General features: G+C 72.5%; 14 protein-coding genes. 2 read left to right on the top strand and 12 right to left on the bottom strand.

What is annotated here, in order from left to right:
• Positions 1 to 6: 6 nt before the first annotated feature.
• From AB0M79_RS02135 to AB0M79_RS02120, 4 genes are read right to left on the bottom strand one after another with little or no spacing between them, the layout of a single operon-like run.
• Positions 7 to 1617: an extracellular solute-binding protein gene (locus tag AB0M79_RS02135; RefSeq protein WP_364206908.1), complete on the bottom strand. Its 1611-nt coding sequence runs from the start codon at positions 1615 to 1617 to the stop codon at positions 7 to 9.
• Positions 1610 to 5086 (bottom strand): hypothetical protein, encoded by a 3477-nt coding sequence (locus AB0M79_RS02130; protein ID WP_364206906.1) that lies wholly within the window; start codon positions 5084 to 5086, stop codon positions 1610 to 1612. The genes AB0M79_RS02135 and AB0M79_RS02130 overlap by 8 nt, the downstream gene beginning before the upstream one ends.
• Positions 5087 to 5092: 6 nt before the next feature.
• Positions 5093 to 6622 carry an FAD-dependent oxidoreductase gene (locus tag AB0M79_RS02125; protein ID WP_364206904.1) on the bottom strand — a complete coding sequence of 510 codons (1530 nt, stop codon included), beginning with the start codon at positions 6620 to 6622 and terminating at the stop codon, positions 5093 to 5095.
• A gap of 34 nt (positions 6623 to 6656) precedes the next feature.
• Complete coding sequence (locus tag AB0M79_RS02120) at positions 6657 to 8345, bottom strand: FAD-dependent oxidoreductase (RefSeq protein WP_364206902.1); 1689 nt, start codon at positions 8343 to 8345, stop codon at positions 6657 to 6659.
• A gap of 256 nt (positions 8346 to 8601) precedes the next feature.
• Here AB0M79_RS02120 and AB0M79_RS02115 point away from each other — a divergent pair, with 256 nt between their 5' ends.
• Positions 8602 to 10158 carry an FAD-dependent oxidoreductase gene (locus AB0M79_RS02115; RefSeq protein WP_364206900.1) on the top strand — a complete coding sequence of 519 codons (1557 nt, stop codon included), beginning with the start codon at positions 8602 to 8604 and terminating at the stop codon, positions 10156 to 10158.
• 17 nt (positions 10159 to 10175) lie between these two features.
• A complete protein-coding gene (locus AB0M79_RS02110) occupies positions 10176 to 11237 on the top strand; it encodes a LacI family DNA-binding transcriptional regulator (RefSeq protein WP_364206898.1) in 1062 nt (353 codons plus the stop codon).
• A 124-nt stretch (positions 11238 to 11361) separates the two neighbouring features.
• Here AB0M79_RS02110 and AB0M79_RS02105 read toward each other — a convergent pair whose 3' ends face one another.
• From AB0M79_RS02105 to AB0M79_RS02070, 8 genes are all read right to left on the bottom strand, one after another.
• The gene (locus AB0M79_RS02105) at positions 11362 to 12228 is read right to left on the bottom strand and encodes a CoA ester lyase (protein WP_364206896.1); all 867 of its coding nucleotides are present in this window, start codon (positions 12226 to 12228) and stop codon (positions 11362 to 11364) included.
• 5 nt (positions 12229 to 12233) lie between these two features.
• Positions 12234 to 13694: a dihydroorotase family protein gene (locus tag AB0M79_RS02100; protein WP_364206894.1), complete on the bottom strand. Its 1461-nt coding sequence runs from the start codon at positions 13692 to 13694 to the stop codon at positions 12234 to 12236.
• Positions 13691 to 15121 (bottom strand): MmgE/PrpD family protein, encoded by a 1431-nt coding sequence (locus tag AB0M79_RS02095; protein WP_364206892.1) that lies wholly within the window; start codon positions 15119 to 15121, stop codon positions 13691 to 13693. Before AB0M79_RS02095 ends, AB0M79_RS02100 begins: the two co-directional genes overlap by 4 nt.
• On the bottom strand, positions 15114 to 15959 hold the full coding sequence (locus AB0M79_RS02090) for a cyclase family protein (RefSeq protein ID WP_364206890.1): 846 nt from the start codon (positions 15957 to 15959) through the stop codon (positions 15114 to 15116). Before AB0M79_RS02090 ends, AB0M79_RS02095 begins: the two co-directional genes overlap by 8 nt.
• Positions 15960 to 16065: 106 nt before the next feature.
• Positions 16066 to 17280: a CoA transferase gene (locus AB0M79_RS02085; RefSeq protein WP_364206888.1), complete on the bottom strand. Its 1215-nt coding sequence runs from the start codon at positions 17278 to 17280 to the stop codon at positions 16066 to 16068.
• Between the two features lie 81 nt (positions 17281 to 17361).
• A complete protein-coding gene (locus AB0M79_RS02080) occupies positions 17362 to 18222 on the bottom strand; it encodes an IclR family transcriptional regulator (RefSeq protein WP_364206886.1) in 861 nt (286 codons plus the stop codon).
• Positions 18223 to 18271: 49 nt separating this feature from the next.
• Positions 18272 to 19252, bottom strand: coding sequence for an EamA family transporter (locus AB0M79_RS02075; RefSeq protein WP_364206884.1), 981 nt, complete (start codon positions 19250 to 19252; stop codon positions 18272 to 18274).
• Positions 19239 to 19679: an Ohr family peroxiredoxin gene (locus tag AB0M79_RS02070; RefSeq protein ID WP_364206882.1), complete on the bottom strand. Its 441-nt coding sequence runs from the start codon at positions 19677 to 19679 to the stop codon at positions 19239 to 19241. Before AB0M79_RS02070 ends, AB0M79_RS02075 begins: the two co-directional genes overlap by 14 nt.
• Positions 19680 to 19892 lie beyond the last annotated feature (213 nt).

The raw sequence follows: 19892 nt of genomic DNA, 5'->3' as shown, positions 1-19892 counted from the left end.
CTCCCCCTACTTCTGCTCGGCCAGGGCCGCCTCGTACTCGGCGCGGATCTGGTCCCCGCCGGCCGTCTTCCACTGCGCGACCGCCTCGTCCCAGGCGCTGATCGGCTTGCGGCCGGAGACGATGTCCAGCTCGACCGTGTCGATGATCTTCGTGAGTTCGCCGGACTTCGCGACCGACGTCTCCGAGACGAGGCCCTCGGACGGGTTGCGGAGCAGGTTCGGAATGACCTTCTCCTGGTACGCCCGCTGCGCGTCGACCCGGGCCCGGTCGGTGGGGCCGAGGATGTGTGGGGAGTCGCTGACGTACTCCAGCGGCAGCTTGACCTCGACGTTGCCGGCGTCGGTGCGGACCGGTACGCCGTCCTGCCAGTTCCAGTGCCGGCCCTCGACGCCGAACTTGCGGAACATGTACTCGCTGGTGCCGAGCGGGGCGGCCAGCCAGTCGCAGATCCGCAGCAGCTTCTCCAGCCGCGCCTTGTCGGTCTTCCGGAAGGCGGTCAGCGCGAACGACGGGGTGCCGGAGCGGTGTACGGGGGTGCCGCCGTCGTAGCCGGGGGCGGGGATGCCGCCGAACTGGACCTTGTGGGTGTCGGCCAGGATGTCCCAGGCGGCGTACCCCTCGGCGTTCAGCGCGATGGTGCCGTTGCCGAGCAGGTCCCGCAGTTGTAGCCGGCCGCCGATCGCGTCCGGGTGGAACAGCCCGGCCCTGTACATCTCGGCGACCCGGGCGACGGCCTCCCTGCGCTCCGGGGTCTCCATCTCGGAGGTGAACTTGCCGCCCTCCTCCCGCCAGACGTTCGGCACCCGCAGCATGTTGCCGACGTAGGCGATGACCTGCTTGGCGCTGCCGAACGCCCACCGGTTGTTTCGCGCGTCGGTCAGCCCCTGGGCCAGCGCGACGAATTCGGCGTAGCTGCCCGGGGCGGGGTTCAGGCCGCGCTGGGCGATCAGGTCGGTCCGGGCGAACATGATCGTGCCGACGATCGCCCGGGAGATCGGGATGGCGTAGATGCCGCCGCCGTACGCGGTCGACAGCCACGAGTCGCGGGGGATGTTGGCCAGGAACGGGAAGTTCGCGGCGTTCGAGCCGCCGATCAGCTCCGACAGGTCGGCGCAGAGCCGGGTGAGTACGTCGGCACGCCGGGCCAGCCGGGCCGAGATGAGCATGATGTCGGGCAGGTCGCCGCTGGCGACGGTGGTGGAGAGCTTGTTGAGGTAGTCGGCCGACGGGGTCATGGTGATGCCGAGGTTGGCCCCGACCCGGTTGTTCAGCTCCTGCCAGAACTGGTTGCTTCCCAGGGCCGGCGGCACCGGGTTGAACATGTTGGTGAGGATGCTGACGTCACCGAGCCCTTCGCCGGGCTTGCTGTCGAACGCGTCGACCAGTTGCCTCGGGTACTGGTAGTAGCCGGCCATCACCCCCTCGGCGGTCGGCGGCAGATCCGGGCGGACCAGTTCGGACGGGACGTAGTCGGGCAGCGCCGCGCTACCGGCGCCGTCCGGGGTGCTCGGGGTGGACGAACTGCCGCAGGCGGAAAGCAGGCCGGCCCCGGCCGCCGCGACCGCCGTACCACCGGCGATCGTCAGGAACCGGCGCCGGCTCAGACTGTTATGCATCGTGGTCACTCTCCGGTGTGTGGTGGGGGTGCAGGATCAGGGACACGACCTGCCAGGCGCCGAGGGTGACCGGGACGGTGCCGGCGGCGTCGGCGGTCTGTTCCGCGACGGGGCGCTCGTCGGCGTGGCAGGGCTCGGCCCGGCCGCCGGGTCCGGCCGGATGCCGCAGGGGGAAGTGGCTGTCCCGGCCGGACAGGTCCTGGAGCCGGACGAGGATTCCGGCGCCGGACCGGGCCGGGGCGACGGTGACGTGCACCGACTCCGGCAGCCCGAGGTCGAGCAGGGGGGCGGCGGGCCGGTCGAGCGGGCGCGGTCCGACGTCGAACTTGTCGAGCCGGGTCACCTCGGAGACGGTGGCGGCGGCCCGCACCTCCCGCCCGAAGCGGCCCGCCGCCACCGGGTCGAAGGTCGGCAGCGGGGTGAACGCGTAGCGCAGGGTCAGCCGGCCGTCCTGTTCCGGCGGCGTGTTCGTCGGCCAGTAGTTGTTGAGCACCCAGGAGAAGACGGCGCCGCCGGCCGGGGTGAACTCCTCGTGCCAGTCGCCGCGCCAGATGTCGCCGGCGGTGAACAGCGGGGCGTCCGCCGAGGTCCAGGCGACGGCGGGACCGTCCGGCCGGTCCTGCACGACGACGCCGTACGCGGTGGTGAACCAGTCGTGGCAGGCGCCTGGCGCGTGGTCGGTCGCCGGGTCGATCCAGCCCTGCTGGCGGTCGTAGCGGAAGACCGGCTCGGCGGCGGCGAACGGGAAGGCGACGTACACCGACTCCTTGGCCAGCACCGGCTCCTTGTCGACATCGACGAGCACGTCGACCCGGTCGTCGGTGTCGCGCAGCAGGATGTCGACCTCGATCCGGGGCAGGGTCGGCGCGTCGCCGACGGTCCGCAGCCGCCAGCCGTCGTACGTGCGGCGCAGCCCGACCGGTCGCATCGCCGCCGGTACGACGGTCAACTGTGGACGGTTCTGGTCCGGGCGGCGGCCGAGCAGCGTGCTGCGCGGGTACGGGTCGTGGTGGTGCGGCTGACCGCTGTGGTGCGAATGTTCGTTACCGTGACCGTCCCCCCGGGTCAGCGCCACCGGGCCGTCGACGACGTACAGCACCTGGCCGAGCGTGCCGTGTGCCGGGTCGAGCAGGTCCCGGCCGGTCGCCCGGTGCCGTAGCCCGCGGACCGCGCCGGTGGCCCGGTCGAGGGTGACCTCCCACCGGTCGGTGACCAGGGCCGGCGGGACCGGTCGCCAGTCGTCGGCGCCGGCCGGTCCGGCGCCGGTCGCCGGGGCGCCGTCCTCCTCGCCCGGGGTCAGCGTGCGGGCCGCGTCCATCGGCAGGGCCCGGTAGCCGAAGCCGGGTACGTCCGGCACGGTGACCCGCAGCGTCCGCAGCCCGTTGCACTCGGCCAGCACCTCGGCCGGCAGCGGATTCCCGTCCGGTCCGACCGGATCGGCCCGGACCGTCTCCACCTCGACCTCGATGTCCCGGGCCCAGGCCAGCGGGTTGTGTACCAGCAGGGTCGGCCCGGTCGTGGTGACGAGTTCACCGAGCTGGCTCATGGCCCGCCGGACCTCGTCCAGCGCGCCCCGGTGCGCGGAGTGCACCTGGTGCCGCTTCCAGTCGAGCTGGTCGTCGACCTGGTGGCCGTGCGGGTGCGCGGTGCCGTGCGCCCACGTCCAGGTGTGCTCGCAGCCGAACAGCGCCCCCTCCCAGGCGGCGTCGAGCGCGGCCCGGTTGGGCCGGTAGGCCGGGTCGACCAGGCCGACGAGGGCGGCCAGCGCCTCGGCGGCCGGCAGCTCGGCCTGCACCCGGCGGTGCTCGGTGGTGACGGTGGCGCCGGTGCCGACGCCGTCCTCCCAGTAGCTGCCGCCGTCGCCGCGCCACACCGGCAGCCGGTCGGCGAGCGGCCGGACCGTGGCGAGGTATTCCTCCATCGTGGACACCCGTAGCCGCGGGTACGCGTACACCGCGTTCCAGCGGGCGGCGAAGCCGGCGTCGCCGTCGGCCAGGTCCTCGTTGTCGGCGTGCGTGCCGATTACCGCCAGGTCCGCCGGCAGGTAGTCGGGCCGGTCGTAGCGGGCCAGCAGCCGGCCGAAGGAGTGCGCGCCGCCGACGACCGTCTGCGGGTCGCCGACCATGAACCGCAGCTGCGAGTACGTGTCGGAGAAGTGGGTCAGCACCCGCGACCCGTCGACCCCCTCCCACAGCACCGGGCTGGCCAGGTGCTGCCGGTCGCTGTCGGCGTTGCCGCCCCGGTGGTGGTTCTCGATGCCGACGAACGAGTCGATGCCCAGCGCCCGCAACATCGACGGCACCGCCGCGCTGTACGACGGCACGTCGGTCAGGTTCGCGTACGTCACCGGCACGCCGTGCCGGTCCCGCAGCCGGCCGGCCAGGTACGCCGCCCGGTAGACCTCTTCCAGCGAGGCGACCCCGGACAGGAACAGGCTGTGGAACGCGTTCATCGCCAGCCGGCCGGAACGCAGCGCGGCGAGCACCCGTTCGGCCCGTTCCGGCGAGCGGGTCGCCAGGTACTGGTCGACGACGAGTGACCCGTCGACCGAGAACGCGAAGCCCGCGTCGCGGTCGAGCGCGTCCAGCGCCCGGTCCAGGTTGCGGCTGTGCAGTTCGAGGACCTTGCCCTGCACGTCGGTGTAGCCGACGTCGAGGTGCACGTGCGGGACCAGGTGCAGTGTCCACCGCCGGGCCGCGACGAGTTCGACGACCCGCTTCGGGCCGCCGTCGACGGCCACCGTCGCGGTCGCGGTGTCGAAGGCGGGGACCGCGAACCTGACCCGTACCTGCCCGAACTCCCGGCCGGGGCGGCACAGGTCGAGGTCGTACGTGTGGTCGCCGACGGTGACCCGGGCTGCCCTCGGCCAGGCCGGCGTGCCGGCCGGCACGGACACGGTCAGCTCGACCAGTTCGTGCAGGCTCCCGTCACGGTCCAGGTAGAGCGGGGTCGGGACGAGGTCGACGCCGGCTGTCGCCGGCCCGGCACCCTCGTCGAGGGTGAGCCGGTGCCAGGTGATGCCGCTGCCGAAGTGGTTGCCGAACTGCTCCCGGTGCCGGCGCCGCTCGCCGGCCGGCGGCTCGACCGGGCCGAGCGCCGCCGCCGCGTCGACCGTCGTGGTCACCGCGATCACGTGCTCGCCCGCCGGCAGCCAGTCGGCCGGCAGCGGCACCTCCAGCAGTACGTCGCCGGCGATCGGTCCGTGCCGGTACGTCTCCGACCGGTCGTCGCGGCGCACCGCCGGGTGGAAGAACCCCCGGTGCACGCCGTCGACCTCGATCACGAGGTCGGGGCAGGGTCCGTGGCCGGCGGCGAACTCCAGCCGCAGCAGGTAGCCGGCGGCGGGCGGGTCGCCGACCCGGAACGGCAGCTCGATCCGGTGCGGCTGCCAGCCGGTGGACGCGTTGAGCGGTCCCGGCTGGAACGCCGGCAGGTCTTCGCCGGGTACGGCGAGGGTCAGCGGGCGCATGGCCGGTCAGTCCAGCCCCGGCAGGGACAGCACGGCGCCGTGCTCGACCAGGGCGGCGGCCAGCTGCGGGTAGTCGTACTCCTGGACCGGCCGGTTGGTCGACAGCGACTGGGCGGCGAGTTCGCCGCACGCCTCGCCGAGCATGCCGTAGTTCGGTTCCATCCGGGGCGAGGTGTAGCCGACGTGGCTGGCCGAGAAGCAGATCGAGACGGTGATGTTCTCGATCCCGCCGCGGGCGGGGAAGAGCACCTCGGCCGGCATCTGGTAGAGGTCGACCGGTGGGTTGGTCTCGTCGCCGCTGAGCGTGCCCTCGCCGACGACCGTGTCGTCGCCTTCGGGGTAGTACTGGACGAGGTGGCTGTCCATGCCGTACTTCCAGCAGCAGACCGGGTGCGTCTTGGTGTTGTCGGGCTTGAGCAGGTCGTGCTGGGTGAGCACGTGCGCGCCGACCATCCGGCGGGCCTCGCGGATGTAGAGGGCGTGCGGGAAGCCCTGCCCGTACGGGCTGTCGACGAACTCGTCCGACGGCAGGCCGAAGGTCCGCGCGTCGGCCCGGAACGACTCCGGCAGCGACGGATCGTTGGCCAGCCAGTAGAGCTGCCCCTGGTGCCAGGCCACCTGCTCGGCGATGATCTCCTCGCGGCGCCGCCAGTTCCCGTCCGGGTAGTCCCAGTTGACGCCGGGCAGGTCGAAGCCGAAGTAGAGCGCCTGGTTGGTCTGGTATTTGCCGTTCGGCAGCAGCGCGGTGTGGGTGACGATCGACGACAGGCCGGGGATGTTCCGCTGCCGCAGCAGTTGACCCAGGTAGGTGTAGCGGGCCGGGTCGTAGTCGTCCGGCTTCGGGAACGGGATCCGGTCGGCGTTGGTCGACAGCACGCCCCGGAAGTTGTACGCCTGCGTCTTGTCGTCGCCCTCGCCGGCCGCCATCGCCGGCACGTCCCGGACCGGGTAGAGGGTGTTCGGGGTGAAGCCGTGCTTGCGGTACGCCTGCACCGGCTGGAAGCCGGCGAACGGCTCGTCGTACTTCGCGCGGGGTTCGCGGCCGAACGTGTACGGCACCCCGGCGGCGGCCATCAGGTCGCCCTCGTACGAGGCGTCGACGAAGAACCGGGCCCGACGCCAGCCCTGCGTGGTCCGCACGCCCCGGATCCGCCGGCCCTGGACGTCGACGTCGTCGGGGCCGTGGATCCGCTGGTGCAGCAGCACCGTCGCCTTGGCCTCGTCGAGCAGGTGCCGGGCGACCTTCTCGGCGACCTTCGGCTCGAACCGGTACTCGGGGCCGTCGAGGCCGTACTCGGCTCCGATGCCGTCGAAGAACCGGGTCTTGGTGAGGCCGGCGAGCGCCTCGGGCACGTTGGGGGTGTCGGACTTGACCAGGCCGCCGGCGACGATGCCGCCGACGTGGCCGGTCGGCTCCAGGATCAGGCTGCTCAGGCCGCGTAGCCGCAGGCGCAGCGCCGCCATGATCCCGGCGAGGCTGGCGCCGTAGATGATGACGTCGTAGCCGTCGTCGACGGTCGGTTCGGGGGATGCCATGTCCGCGAGGTCCTTTCGGGGGCGATGCGGCGGGTCAGGAGGTCGGGGTCATGGTCGGGACGCTGCGCTGGCGCGGCTTGGCGAGGACCGGGGTGGCGCCGGACACGGCCTGCGACGGCCGGGTGCGGCGGATGTCGTCGGGCCAGGCGACCGGGATGCCGAGCTTGCCGGTCAGCAGCCGCTGCACGTCGGCCGTACGTTCCGCCGAGTCGGCGACGGCGTGCGGTTCGGTCCGTTCGCTGACGCAGTACGCGGCCAGCGCGCCGATCGCCTCGCCGATGCTCCACTCGACCGGGTGCAGCCGGTAGCAGCCGTTGGTGATGTGGGTGGTGCCGATGTTCTTGTTGGCGGGCAGCAGGTTGCGGGCCCGGACCGGCACGAGCGCGCCGAGCGGGATCTGGAACGGGTAGCACTCCAGGTTGACGTAGTTGACGCCGGCGGTGCTCGGGTGCAGGTCGATGTTGTAGTGGCCGATGCCGACCGAGTCGGCGAACTGCACGGCGCCCTCGCCGTCGGGGCGGTCGACGACGGCCACGTGCTGTTCCAGGACCGTGAACCGGGCCCGGATCCGGCGGGACTCCCGGATGTAGGCGGACTTGGCCAGGCCGTCGTCGGTGCCGGTGAGGTCGGGCCGTAGCCGCAGGCCGGGATAGCCGTGTCCGCCGTCCGGCCGGGGCGCCTCGGTCTGCATCCAGTGCAGGTACGACAGGGACAGTTCGCGGCAGCGGCGCAGCGCGGTCCGCCGGGCTTCGTCGTCGATGCCGGCGCCGACCAGCGGCGCCTCCCAGTAGTCGACGTTGGGCCAGTTGACCAGGGTGATGTCGGTGTCGACCAGGGCCGGGTCGAACTGGCTGCGGGCCCGGATCCGCCGGAAGTGCCACAGGTCGGGTACGTGCACCGCGTCCAGGTCGGTCTCGAAGATGCGGTTGGTCCGGCCCTTCATGGTGTGGATGTCGATCTTCTCCCAGGACAGCTGCGGCCCGGGCCAGAACGGGTCGACGTGGGTCTTCCAGTGGTCGTACGACGCCGGCCGGTCCACGACGTGTTCCTCACCGGGCCGGTACTCCAGCGGGAAGCACCAGGTGATCGCCTGCTGGTCGGTCGGGTCGGCGACCGGGGACGCGTACGGCTCGCCGGTCTCGGCCTGCGACTCGGCGCCGACGACGTGCTCGACGCCGGCGAGTTCCAGCAGGTCGCCGAGTTCGGTGGCGTCGGCGACGAACGGCGCGGTGACCGTGGTCCGGGTGCCGGCCCGGCGGTTTTCCAGGGTGACCGCGGTGATCCGGTCGCCGTCGGTGTCGGCGGCGACCGGGACGTGTTCGAGCAGGACGGTGATCCGGCCGGCGGAGCGGTAGCCGGCCAGCAGCTCGTCGATGACGGCGACGCCGACCCGGGGCTCGTGGCAGAGCCGGCTGACGTTGCCGAGGCCCGGGTTGAGGGTGGCGATGTCGAGGGCTTCCGGCCGCAGCGGGTAGTTGCGCCGGTAGTAGTCCCGGATCCGGGTGCGCAGTTCGTGGTATCCGGGCGAGGTGTGCCCGGACTCGATCCAGGGGTGTTCGTCGGACGGTACGGCCTGGGCGGTGAGTTGTCCGCCCAGCCAGTCGGTCTCCTCGGTCAGCACGACCCGCAGACCCAACCTGGCGGCGGTCAGCGCGGCGGCGACGCCGCCGAGTCCGCCGCCGACCACCAGAAGATCGGTCTGCCGTTCGTGTGTGCTGCCCATCGCCTGCGCTCCTCGGCTCGACTTCGGGGATGCCCGCCGCGTCCGCTGCTCCGGGTGGGCCGGGCGCCGGGTCGTACGGCGGTTGCTAATATTTGCCGGTCGATTTGCCGGCGATCGATTGCGGCTACGTTACATCTGATCGTCATTCCGGTGTCAAGACATGTCTGGCCAGGAATTCTGGTGACGATGCGGTAACGACGTATTACTAACTATTAGCAATTCACAACTTCGTCGTGGCGTGCTAGAAACCGAATCCATGAGACGAGCACCAGCGCTGCCCGGGCTGCACCACCATCTCCCGCCGCCCGTCGTGGCCGACCACGCCGAGCCGGTCCGCGCCGACCTGGTCGTCTACGGCGCGACGTCCGGCGGCGTCACCGCCGCCGTCCGCGCCGCCCACGAGGGCCTTTCCGTGGTGCTGCTCGCCTTCGACGACCACCTGGGCGGGATGAGCGCCGCCGGGCTCGGCACCACCGACGTCGGCCGCCCCGACACCGTCGGCGGCCTCGCCCGCCGCTTCTACGCCGACGTCGCCGCCGCCTACCACGCCGCCGATCCACACTGGAGTGTCGAGGCGCACGTCGCCGAGGAGATCTTCGCCCGCTGGCTCGACGAGGCCGGTGTCGCCGTCCGCCACCACCAGCACCTGAGCGACGTCACCCTGGCGGCCGGCCGGATCGTCGAACTGCGCACCGACGACGGCAACCGCTACCGGGCACCGGTCTACGTCGACGCGTCGTACGAGGGCGATCTGATGGCGGCGGCCGGGGTGTCGCACATGGTCGGGCGGGAGTCCCGCGACACCTACGGTGAGCCGCTGGCCGGTGTCCAGCACAGCGTCAACCACCAGTTCGAGTTCACCGTCGACCCCTGGGTCGAGCCCGGCCGGCCCGCCAGTGGCCTGCTGCCCGGCATCAGCCCCGATCCGTACGGCGAGGTCGGCGACGGCGACCGGCGGGTCCAGGCGTACAACTTCCGGCTGCACGTCACCACGTCGGCGCGGCGGCTGCCGTTCCCCGAACCCGACGGCTACGACCCGGACCGCTACGAACTGCTCCGCCGCTACGTCGAGGCCGGCGGCTACGAACTGTTCGGCCGTACCACCGAGGTCCGCCCCGGCGTGTTCGACATGAACAACCACGGCGCGTTCTCCTCCGACCACATCGGTGCCAACCACGACTGGCCGGAGGCCGACCACGCCCGCCGCGAGGAGATCTTCCAGGACCACGTCCGCTACCAGGCCGGCCTGCTGTTCTTCCTGGCCAACGACCCCCGGCTGCCCGACAAGATCCGCGCCGCCACCCGGGAGTACGGGCTCGCACCGGCCGAGTTCCGGGGCACCTCGCACTGGCCGCACCAGCTCTACGTGCGCGAGGCCCGCCGGATGGTCGCCGACTACGTCGTCACCCAGCACGACGCCGCCGGCCGGGCGGCCGCGCACGACCCGCTCGCCCTCGCCTCGTACGTGATGGACTCGCACAACGCCAAGCGGGTCCTGGTCGACGGGCAGCCGCGCAACGAGGGCAACGTGCAGCACCCGGTCACCGTCCCGTTCGGGGTGCCGTACCGGGCGATCGTGCCGCGCCGGGGCGAGTGTGCCAATCTGCTCGTCACATGGGCGGTGTCGGCGTCGCACGTCGCGTTCGCCTCGGTACGGATGGAACCGGTGTTCATGATGGTGGGGGAGGCGGCCGGCTGCGCGGCGGCGCAGGCGGCGGCCGGATCGGTCGCGGTGCAGGACGTCGACTATGAGACCCTGCGCAAGGCTCTGCTGCGCGGCGGGGCGGTGTTGACATGGCCACCGTCGGCATGACCGGAGGGGAAAAGGGCGTGACGAAGCGACGGGGGAACGGTTCGCGTCAGGCCGACATCGCCCGCGAGGCGGGCGTGTCGCAGTCCACTGTGTCCATGGTGCTGCGCGGCTCCGGCGACCTGAGCCGGATCTCGCCGGAGACCCAGCGCCGGGTGATCAGTGCCGCCCGCCGGCTGCGCTACCCGACGAACGCACCGCAGCAGCGTGACGGCGCCGAACGTCGGGCCACACCCCACCTGCTCGGCGTGCACACCTTCGAACCGATCTTCCCGACCAGCGCCTGGGACTACTACTTCGAGTTCCTCCAGGGCATCGAGGAACAGGCCGGCCTGGAGGGCTGCAACCTCGTGCTGTTCACCGCGTCCCGCGACGAGGACGGCGTACGCCGGATCTATCGCGACGGGGTCAGCACGCTGCGCCAGGCCGCCGGCAGCGTACTGCTCGGCCACCACGCCAACCGTGACGACCTGGTGCAGCTCGCCCAGGACGGCCACCCGTACGTCTACATAGGACGACGCGAGGTGCCCGAGGTCGACCTGTGCTACGTCGGCGGCGACTACCGGTCGGCGACCGGCCGGATCGTCGACGACCTGGTGGCGATGGGCCACCGCGGCTTCGCCTACCTCGGCGAGGCGATCCGCCACGAACCGCAGGTCGACCGGTGGGACGGGTTCTCGGCGACGCTCGACCGCTTCGGGCTGCCGGTGCCCGTCCCCGCCTTCGTCCAACCCGACCAGTTGACCGCCCAGTGGCTGGACGCGGCCCTGGCCGGCGGGGCGACCGCGATCCTGGTCGAGTCGGTCGGCCTGCTGCGGGTGCTCGCCGCGATGGCCGGCCTGCGCGGTCTGACCATCCCGGCCGACGTCTCCGTCGTGCTGCTCGTCGACGACCAGGGCGGCGAGTTCAGCCCCGGGCAGTGGGCGTCGCTCAGGGTCCCGCGCAACGCGATGGGCCGGCGCGCGGTGCGCATGCTGGCCGGCCTGCTCGCCGACCCGACCGGGGAACACGAGCGGCAGGTCCTGCTGCCGTGCGCGCACCACCTGGCGCCCACCGCCGCCCCACCCCGGCCGAAGACCTGACCGCGGCGAGCGAAGATCCGCGTGATCAGGGAGTACGCCGCGCGTGTCGTCGGCGGGTCGGGCCGGAATTTCCCTGATCACGCGGATCATGGTGCGGCAGGACCACGCCGTCCGGCAGCGCCGGTCAGCCCCGGTCCGGTCCGTCCGGAACGGCCCGGCGGAGCACCTCGCTGGCCGCGCGGACCACGGCCCGGTCCAGCATCTGGCCACTGGCCTGGGTGGCGATCCCGGTTCCCTGCCGCTCCGCGGCGGCCAGCGCGTCCAGCACCTCGCGGGCCGCGGCGACCTCGGCCGCCGACGGGGTGAAGACCTCGTTGATCGTGGCGAGCTGATCGGGATGCACGGCCGTCCGGGCCCGGAAGCCCTGCCGCAGCAGCGCCCGGGTGGTGCCGGCCAGCCGGTCCGGATCACGCAGCACCGTCTCGACCGGCCCGACCGGGGCGGTGATCCCGGCCGCGGCCGACGCGACGACCACCTGGGACCGGATCGGGGCCAGCTCCGCCCCGTCCGGTCCCGGCTGGACGCCGATCTCGCCGGCCAGGTCCGCCTCGCCGAGCCCGAGCCGGAGCACCCGGGGCGCCGACGTGATCTGCTCCAGCCGGAGCACGCCCCGGGCGGTCTCGATCAGGGCGACCACACCGAACGTACGGTCGGCCAGGCCGAGCCGCCGCTCCGCCGCGGACAGCGCCGCGTCGACGGTGGCGAGCAGTTCCGGTTCCGCCTTCGGCACCCAGACCCCGGTCAGCGCCGGGCCGGCCACCGCGGCCACGTCCTGCTCGACGCGGTTGCTGTTGATCCGTACCCAGAACCGGCCGTCGGGCGGTGCCGCCAGGTACGCGGCGGCGGCAGCCCGGGCCGTGTCCTTGTTCGCCGGGGTGACCGCGTCCTCGAGGTCGAGGATGAGGGCGTCGGCCCCCCGGCCGTGCGCCTTGGCGAGCAGCCTCTCCCGGTCGGCCGGGACGTAGAGATAGCTGCGGGCGACCGGGTCCACCGCGGCTACCGGCCCGACCGGGAGACGTACCGGCCGGTGGGTTCACCGACCACCCGGCCGGCGGCGAGCACCTGCCGGCCGCGCAGGAACGTGTCGGTGACCCGGGCGGTCATCTTGAAGCCCTCGAACGGGGTGTACTCCTGCGTCGACTCGGAGTCCTGGGCCCGGACGACCCACGGGGTGCCCTCCTCGACCAGGCAGAGGTCGGCGTCGTAGCCCTCGGCGAGCGCGCCCTTGGCGGTCAGGCCGAACCGTCGCGCCGGGTTCCACGACGTCAACTGCGCGACCCGCTGGTGCGACAGGCCGCGCCGGGCCGCCTCGGTGAGCAGGCCGGGCAGCAGGTATTCGGCACCGCCGAAGCCGGACTTGGCCACGAAGATGTCGTCCCGGGGCTCGCCGAACTTCTGCTCGTCGCGGCAGCAGGCGTGGTCGCTGACCACCCAGTCGATCTCGCCGTCGAGTACGTGTGTCCACAGTGCCTCGACGTCCTCGCGTGGCCGCAGCGGCGGGTTGACCTTGCCGCCGAGCCCGTGTGCGGTGGTGATGTCGGCGACCAGGTGCCCGATGGTGACCTCCCGCCGGAAGTCGATGTGCGGGAACGCCTTCGCCATCCGCAGCGCCGCGTCGACCGCCTTCGCCGACGACAGGTGCAGCAGGTTGATGTTCGGCAGGCCGGTCTCGTGCGCCAGGTAGGCGGCGATCGACACCGCCAGCCCTTCGGAGTGCGGCGGCCGGGAGGCGTGGTAGGCGGCCAACCCGGACAGCGTGCCCTCCTCCTCGACCATCTTCGTGTACGCGCTCATGATCTCGGCGGTCTCGCAGTGCAGCGACAGCGAGATCTGGTCGGCGAGGTCGGGGAACCGTTCCCGGACCGCCTGCACGCCCCGCATGACGAACTCGAAGTGGGCGTAGTCGTAACGCTCGCCGTCGGGGATCATCAGGAACGAGTTCTGGTCGGCGGAGCGGCCGTGCAGGCCGTGGCTGCCGTAGAACATGAAGATCTTGAACGAGGTGACCCCGGACTCGACCAGGTGGGGGAGTTCGGTGATGTGTTCGCGCGACATCGGCGCGAGGTGGAAGGCGTAGTCGACGTACGACCGGCCCTCCGCCGCCGCCAGCACCTCGGGGAAGAAGTCGGCGTACGCACCGCCGCGGTTGAGGTAGTACTGGCCGGTCCGCATGTAGTTCAGCGCGGTCGTCACGCCGCCCTGCGCACTGGCGCGGCTCTCCGACGCGGTGTCCTCCGGCAGCGGGTTGTAGATCCCCCAGTGCTGGTGGGCGTCGACGACGCCGGGGAAGGCGAGTTTGCCGCCGCCGTCCACCACCGACGTCGCGGTGGCGGGATCGATCCCGGGCGCGATCCGCGCGATCCGGCCGTCGACCACGCCGATGTCGGTCAGCTCGGGTTCGGCGCTGTCGTGCCGGACCACCCGTACGTTGCGCAGCAACAGATCGAACGCCGTCATGGTGTCTCCTCAAGGTCGATGACCGGACCCGCGGCCAGGGCCATCAGTACGTCGATTCCGGCCGCCCGGTCGAGCCGGGCGACCTCCGCTTCGATCAGTTCCACGGTCGCGGCGGGCAGCCGGCCCGCGACGTTGTCCCGGAACTTCGTCGCCAGTTCCGCGTCGGACAGCGGCCGGTCCGGGCCGCCACGGTTGGTCAGCACCTCCTCGACCCATTCCCCGCCGTCGCGGGTGCGGACCCGCAGCACGGCCGGGAACTGGTTCGGGAAGATGGCGTCGCACCGCTCGTCGGGTACCACCTCGACCCGGGCCATCAACGCCCGGCGGCGCGGATCCCGGGCCAGCTCGTCGGTGAAGTCGCCGAGCCCCACACCCAGCCCGCCACCGCCGAGCAGCCCGGCGACGACCGCGTACGGGCCGCTGAACTGCGCCTGGTAACCGGTCTCCGGCGCCCGCTTGACCTCGATCGGCTGTCCGATCGTGCGGATCACCGCGGTCGGCGCGCCGAGCGTGATCGACTCGATGTCGTCGACGTCCAGTCCCCGGGCGCGCAGCGCCGTCGCGGCGTCGATCGCCGCGTGCGTGAAGTGGTTCGCCGGGTACGGCTTGAAGAAGATCCCGGGCACCGACCAGTCGGTGCCGAGCCCGTCGGTGACCGCCGCCGGGTCGTACTCGCCGCGCAGGAACGCCTCGAAGAAGCCGAACCGTCCCTCCAGCACCGTCGGTGGGCCGGTGATCCCGTGCCGGGCCAGCAGCGCGGCGCTCACCGCCGAGTGCGCCGACCATCCACAGTGGATGCGCTTGACGGTGCCGCCGGTGCGGTTCGCCTCGATCAGCCCGGACGCCATCGACGCGGCGACGCCGAGCGAGTCCAGGATGCCGTCGGCGGAGAGCCCGAGCAGCCGGCCCGCGGCGACCGCGCCGCCGAGCGCCCCGCAGATCGAGGTGGCGTGCTGCCCGTGCTCGAAGAAGACCGAGTTGCCGGCCTTGAGGTCGTAGCCGGCCATGCCGAGGCGTACGCAGACCTCCAGGCCGACCGCGACCGCCGCGACGGTGTCCCGGCCGGACGCCCCGGCCAGTTCGGCGGCGGCCAGCGCGGCCGGTACCACCGCCGCGCTCGGGTGCAGCACCGACGGCAGATGGGTGTCGTCGTAGTCGAGCGAGTGTGCCAACACCCCGTTGCCGAACGCGGCCAGCGGCGCCGGCACCGCTTCGGCCAGCCCGATCACCCGGGCCTGCCCGCGCCCGCCCTGTTCGGCGACGTACGCCAGCGCGGCCCGGCTGGTCGGCAGCGGGCCGGCCGCGACGCACAGGCCGAGGATGTCCAGGATCCGCTTGCGGACGCTGTCGACGACCGGCTCGGGCAGCGCGTCGTAGCCGGTGCCGGCGGCGAAGTCCGCGAGCCTTCGGGCCAGGGTCTCAGCCACGGGAGACCACCGCCAGCGGCCGGACCGGCGAGCCGGTGGCGCCGAACAGTGGCAGCGGCGCCATGACGAAGGTGAACTCGTGCACCCCGGCGGCGGCGATCCCGTCGAGGTCCATCGCCTCGATCAGGTAGATGCCGTGCTCGACCAGCAGGATCCGGTGCGCCGGCAGCGCGCTGTGTCCGGCGCCGGGGGCGAGCCGCTCGAAGGCGATCGTGTCGGCGCCGGCGGCGTGCACCCGCCGGTCGGCGAGCCACCGGGCGCCGTCCGCACCGACCCCGGGTACGCCGGAGTCGTGCCCGACGTACCTGGTCCGGTCCGGATCGTCGAAGTGCCGGCCCCACCCGGTGCGGATCAGCACCACGTCACCGGCCCCGACGGGCGTGCCCTGGCGGGCCACCGTCGCGTCGAGGTCGTCCGGGGTGACCTCGTACCCGGCCGGGCTGAACTCCTGCCCGAGCGCGGCCGGTACGTCCAGCAGCACGCCCCGGCGGACCATCGGCGCGATCGTGTGTACGCCGAGTTCGACGTACCGGCCGCCGGCCCCGGCCGCCGACGCGTCGGCGCCGCCGTGCAGCCGGCCGTCCTGCGAGACGTGGGCCAGCGCGTCGACGTGCGTGCCGACGTGGGTGCCCATCACGAGCAGGTCGTTGGCCGCGGAACCGCCGTCGGCGCGCACCATGTCGCCGTGCCGGCGGGGCAGGGTCAGCAGGAACGCCGGATGGTTCGGCGACTGCGGCATGCCGAAGAAGAGCCGCCGGCCGAGGTCGTAGACCTCGACCCCGGCCTGGACGGCGGCGAGCAGGCGGTCGGTCGTGGTGGTGTGGCTGGTCGCGGTCACGGTTCCTCGCGTTTCTGTACGTCGCGTCGCCGACGGCTGGATCGCCGCCGTCGCCACGCGACCGGTGGGTCGGCTGTCGCCGCGTCGCGACAGGGGGTCCGCGTCGCTAGGCGACGATCTGACGGCTGCGGAGGTCGGCGATCTCGGACGGGTCACACCCGAGCTCGTCGACCAGCAGGGCTTCGGTGTCGGCGCCGGGCGCCCGGCCGGTGAACCTGATCCGGCCCGGCGTCCGCGCCATCCGCCACATGACGTTGTGCATCCGCATCGGGCCGAGGTCGGGATCGTCCACCGTGGTGATCATCTCGGTGGCCTGGACGTGCGGGTCCTCGACGATGTCCTTGGCGGTGTAGACCGGCGCGACGGCCGCGCCCGCGGTGGCGAAGGCGTCGGCGACCTCGTCGCGGGTCCGCTCGCCGATCCAGGCGCCGACGTACCCGTCGAGTTCGTCGGCGTGCGCGGCCCGCCCGGCGCCGGTGCGGAACCACGGTTCGTCGATCACCTCGGGGTGGCCGACCAGGTGCAGCACCCGTTCGGCGATGGTCTGCGCGCTGGTCGAGATGGCGACCCAGGCACCGTCCTTGGTCCGGTAGGTGTTGCGCGGCGCGTTGTTGACCGACCGGTTGCCGTTGCGGGTGCCGACGACGCCGAGCTGGTCGTAGACGGTCGGGCCGGGTCCGACGGCGGTCATGATCGGTTCGAGCAGGTTCATGTCGATGACCTGCCCGGTGCCGGTCGTGTCGCCGGCGCCGGGGCGGTCGCGGTGCCACAGCGCCATCATCACCGCCGACGAGGCGGCGATCCCGCAGATGCTGTCGGCCAGCCCGAACGCCGGCAGGGTCGGCGGCCCGTCCGGCGCGCCGGTCAGGTGGGCGAAGCCGCTCATCGCCTCGGCCAGGGTGCCGAACCCGGCCCGGGCGGCGTACGGCCCGGTCTGCCCGAATCCGGTGATCCGCACGATCACCAGGCGCGGGTTGACCCGGTGCAGCTCGGCCGGGCCGATGCCCCAGCGCTCCAGCGTGCCCGGCCGGAAGTTCTCCACCAGTACGTCGGCCCGCTCGGCCAGGCGTAGCAGCAGCGCCGCGCCGTCGGGTGCCGAGAGGTTGAGGCCGATCGTCCGCTTGTTGCGGGAGATCTCCTTCCACCACAGTGGATGGCCGTCCTTGGCGCTGCCGTGCCCACGCATGCTGTCGCCGGCCACCGGGTGCTCGACCTTGACCACGTCGGCGCCGAAGTCGCCGAGGATCTGGCAGCAGAGCGGTCCGGCGAGGATCGTCGAGATGTCGAGAACCCGGAGTCCTTCGAGCGGTCCGTCACCCACGGGTACCTCCCACACGGTCAGTCTGTTCGGCTGAGCGAAACGCCATTCCGCTGAACAGAATCGTCGTCATCCTAAACACGCTCACGTTCGAAGGACCAGGGGTTGCGGGTCCGAAACCGCCCCGTCACGGGCCCCGGCCTGCCGCGGCGCCGTACGGAAGCCGATTTCGGCCGAGATCTCGGCGGCGGCCTCCGCGACCAGCGCCCCGTGCGCCGCGCACGTCCGCGGATCGAACCGGTCCTGCGGCCCGCACAGCGACAACGAACCGAACACCTGGCCGGTCGAATACCGCACCGCCGCCGCCACACTGCCCGCCCCGGACTGCCGCTCACCGAGACTGACCGCGAAACCCTGCTCCCGGATCCGGACGATCTCCTCGCGCAGCCGGGTGACCGAGGTGATCGTCGCCGGCGTCACCCGCTCCAGCCCGTGGTTGTCGAGGTAGTCCTCGATCTCCGCGTCCGGCAGGGCCGCCAGGATCGCCTTCGACGACGAACCCGAGTGCAGCGGATGACTCGTCCCCAGCGACACCGACATCCGCACCTCGTGCGGCGACAGCACCTGGTCGACGTACACCCGCGACCAGCCCTGCCGCATCGACAGCGTCGCCGTCTCCCCGGTCGCCCGGACCAGCCGCACCATGTAACGCCGGGCGATGTCCGGCACGTTCAACGCCCGCAACGCGGCCAACCCCACCGCCAGCGCCCCCGGGCCGAGCCGGTACTGCTTGGTCTCCTCGTCGAAGCCGAGGAAACCGTCGCCGACCAGCTCCTTGAGGATCCGGTGCGCCACCGCCTTGGGCAGCTCCAGCTCACGCGCGATCGTCGACACGCCCAGCGTCTGCGGCGAGCGCTCGGCGATCATGTTGATCACCGCGAGCGCCCGGCCCAGACCGGAACGGGTACGGCTGTCCTCGCTGTCGATGGCAGTTGAGATGGTCATCGAGATCCTCGCTGTCTGTCCGATGTGTGCCAGGCCGGCAAACCGGAGCCTAGGTGGGTGCCGCCGGTGGAGGGGGCGACGAGGGCGACCGTGGCCGGGGACGTTCCACCGCCACGACCAGGGCCACCGAGGCGAGTACGAACACCCCGGCGAGCGCCTGTCGGCCGGTCAACCGCTCATCGAGCACCATCATCCCCAACCCGACCGCGACGACCGGATTGACGTACGCGTACGTCGCGACGAGCTGCAGCGGCGCGTTGCGCAGCAGCCAGGCGTAGACGCTGTACCCGACGACCGTGCCGACCACCAGCAGATAGCCCCACGCCAGCCACGACCGCCCGGTCACCTCGGCCGGCCGCAGCCGGCCCAGCTCACCGGAGAGCACGGCGACCAGCGCCACCGCCAGCCCGCCGACCAGCATCTGCCAGGCGATGCCGACCATCGGATCCGCCGGCTGCGCCAGCCGCTGCGACAGCCACGAGCCGACCGCCCAGATCCCGCTGCCCAGCAGCACCGTCAACGTGCCGGCCAGGTGGATCCCGGTGCCCGGCGCGACCAGCAGCACGGCCAGCCCGGCCACCCCGCCCAGCACCCCGACCAGCACCAGCGCCGCCGGCCGCTCACCCGAACCGATCCGCAGCCCCAGCACCCACAGCGGCACGGCGGCCACCACCAGCGATGCCAGCCCGGAGTCGATGTACTGCTGGCCGACCGCCAGCAGCGTGCTGCCGGCCCCGATCAGCAGGATCCCGGTCACCGCCACACCCGCGAACTCGGCCCGGCCCGGCACGAGCCGCGCCGGGTTCCGCCGCAGCCGGGAGAGCAGGAGCAGGACCACCGCGGCGAGCAGGAACCGGCCCGCGGTCATCACCATCGGCGGCAGACTCTCCAGCGCCACCCGGTTGCCCAGGTAGGTCGAACCCCACAGCGTGTAGATCAGGGCGAGCCCCGTCACCAACGCCGCGCGTCCCCCGTCCCGGCCACCGCCGACGGCGGTGGCCGGGCCCGGAAGGTACTCAGTCCTGACCATCGATCCGGATCGTCACCGGAGTGTTGCCGCGAACGGCGTTCGAGTACGGGCACAGCAGGTGCGCCGCGGCCACCGCCCGCTCCAGGTCCGCCCGGGGGCACGACGGAGCACTCACCTCCAGCAGTACGGCGATCGCGTACCCGCCGCCGTCGGTGGTGCCCAGCGACACCGAGGCGGTGACCTCGGTCGCCCCCAACGTGATCCGCTCCCGCCGGCCGACCGCCGCGAGCGCGCTGTCGAAGCAGGCCGCGTAGCCGGCGGCGAACAACTCCTCCGGATCGGTGCCCGGGGCGTCCGGACCACGCTCCGCCGGCCGGGTCAGCGTCGCCCGGAACGAGCCGGTGAGCGACTCCGCCCTCCCGCCCCGACCACCGGAGACCCGCACCGACGCGGTGTAGACCGTCTCCCGGATCGCATGCTCGCTCACGGTGCCACCTCGCTGCGCTCGGCGTCGCCGTGTTCGAGCCCGCGCCTGATGGTTCGCTCGCTGCGCTCGCTCACGGTGCCACCTCGCTGCGCTCGGCGTCGCCGTGTTCGAGCCTGTGCCTGATGGTTCGCTCGCTGCGCTCGCTCACGGTGCCACCTCGCTGCGCTCGGCGTCGCCGTGTTCGAGCCTGTGCCTGATGGTTCGCTCGCTGCG

The organism is Polymorphospora sp. NPDC051019, assembly GCF_040683055.1.
GTDB classification, from domain to species: domain Bacteria; phylum Actinomycetota; class Actinomycetes; order Mycobacteriales; family Micromonosporaceae; genus Polymorphospora; species Polymorphospora lycopeni.
This window is presented reverse-complemented; position numbering and strand designations above follow the sequence as displayed.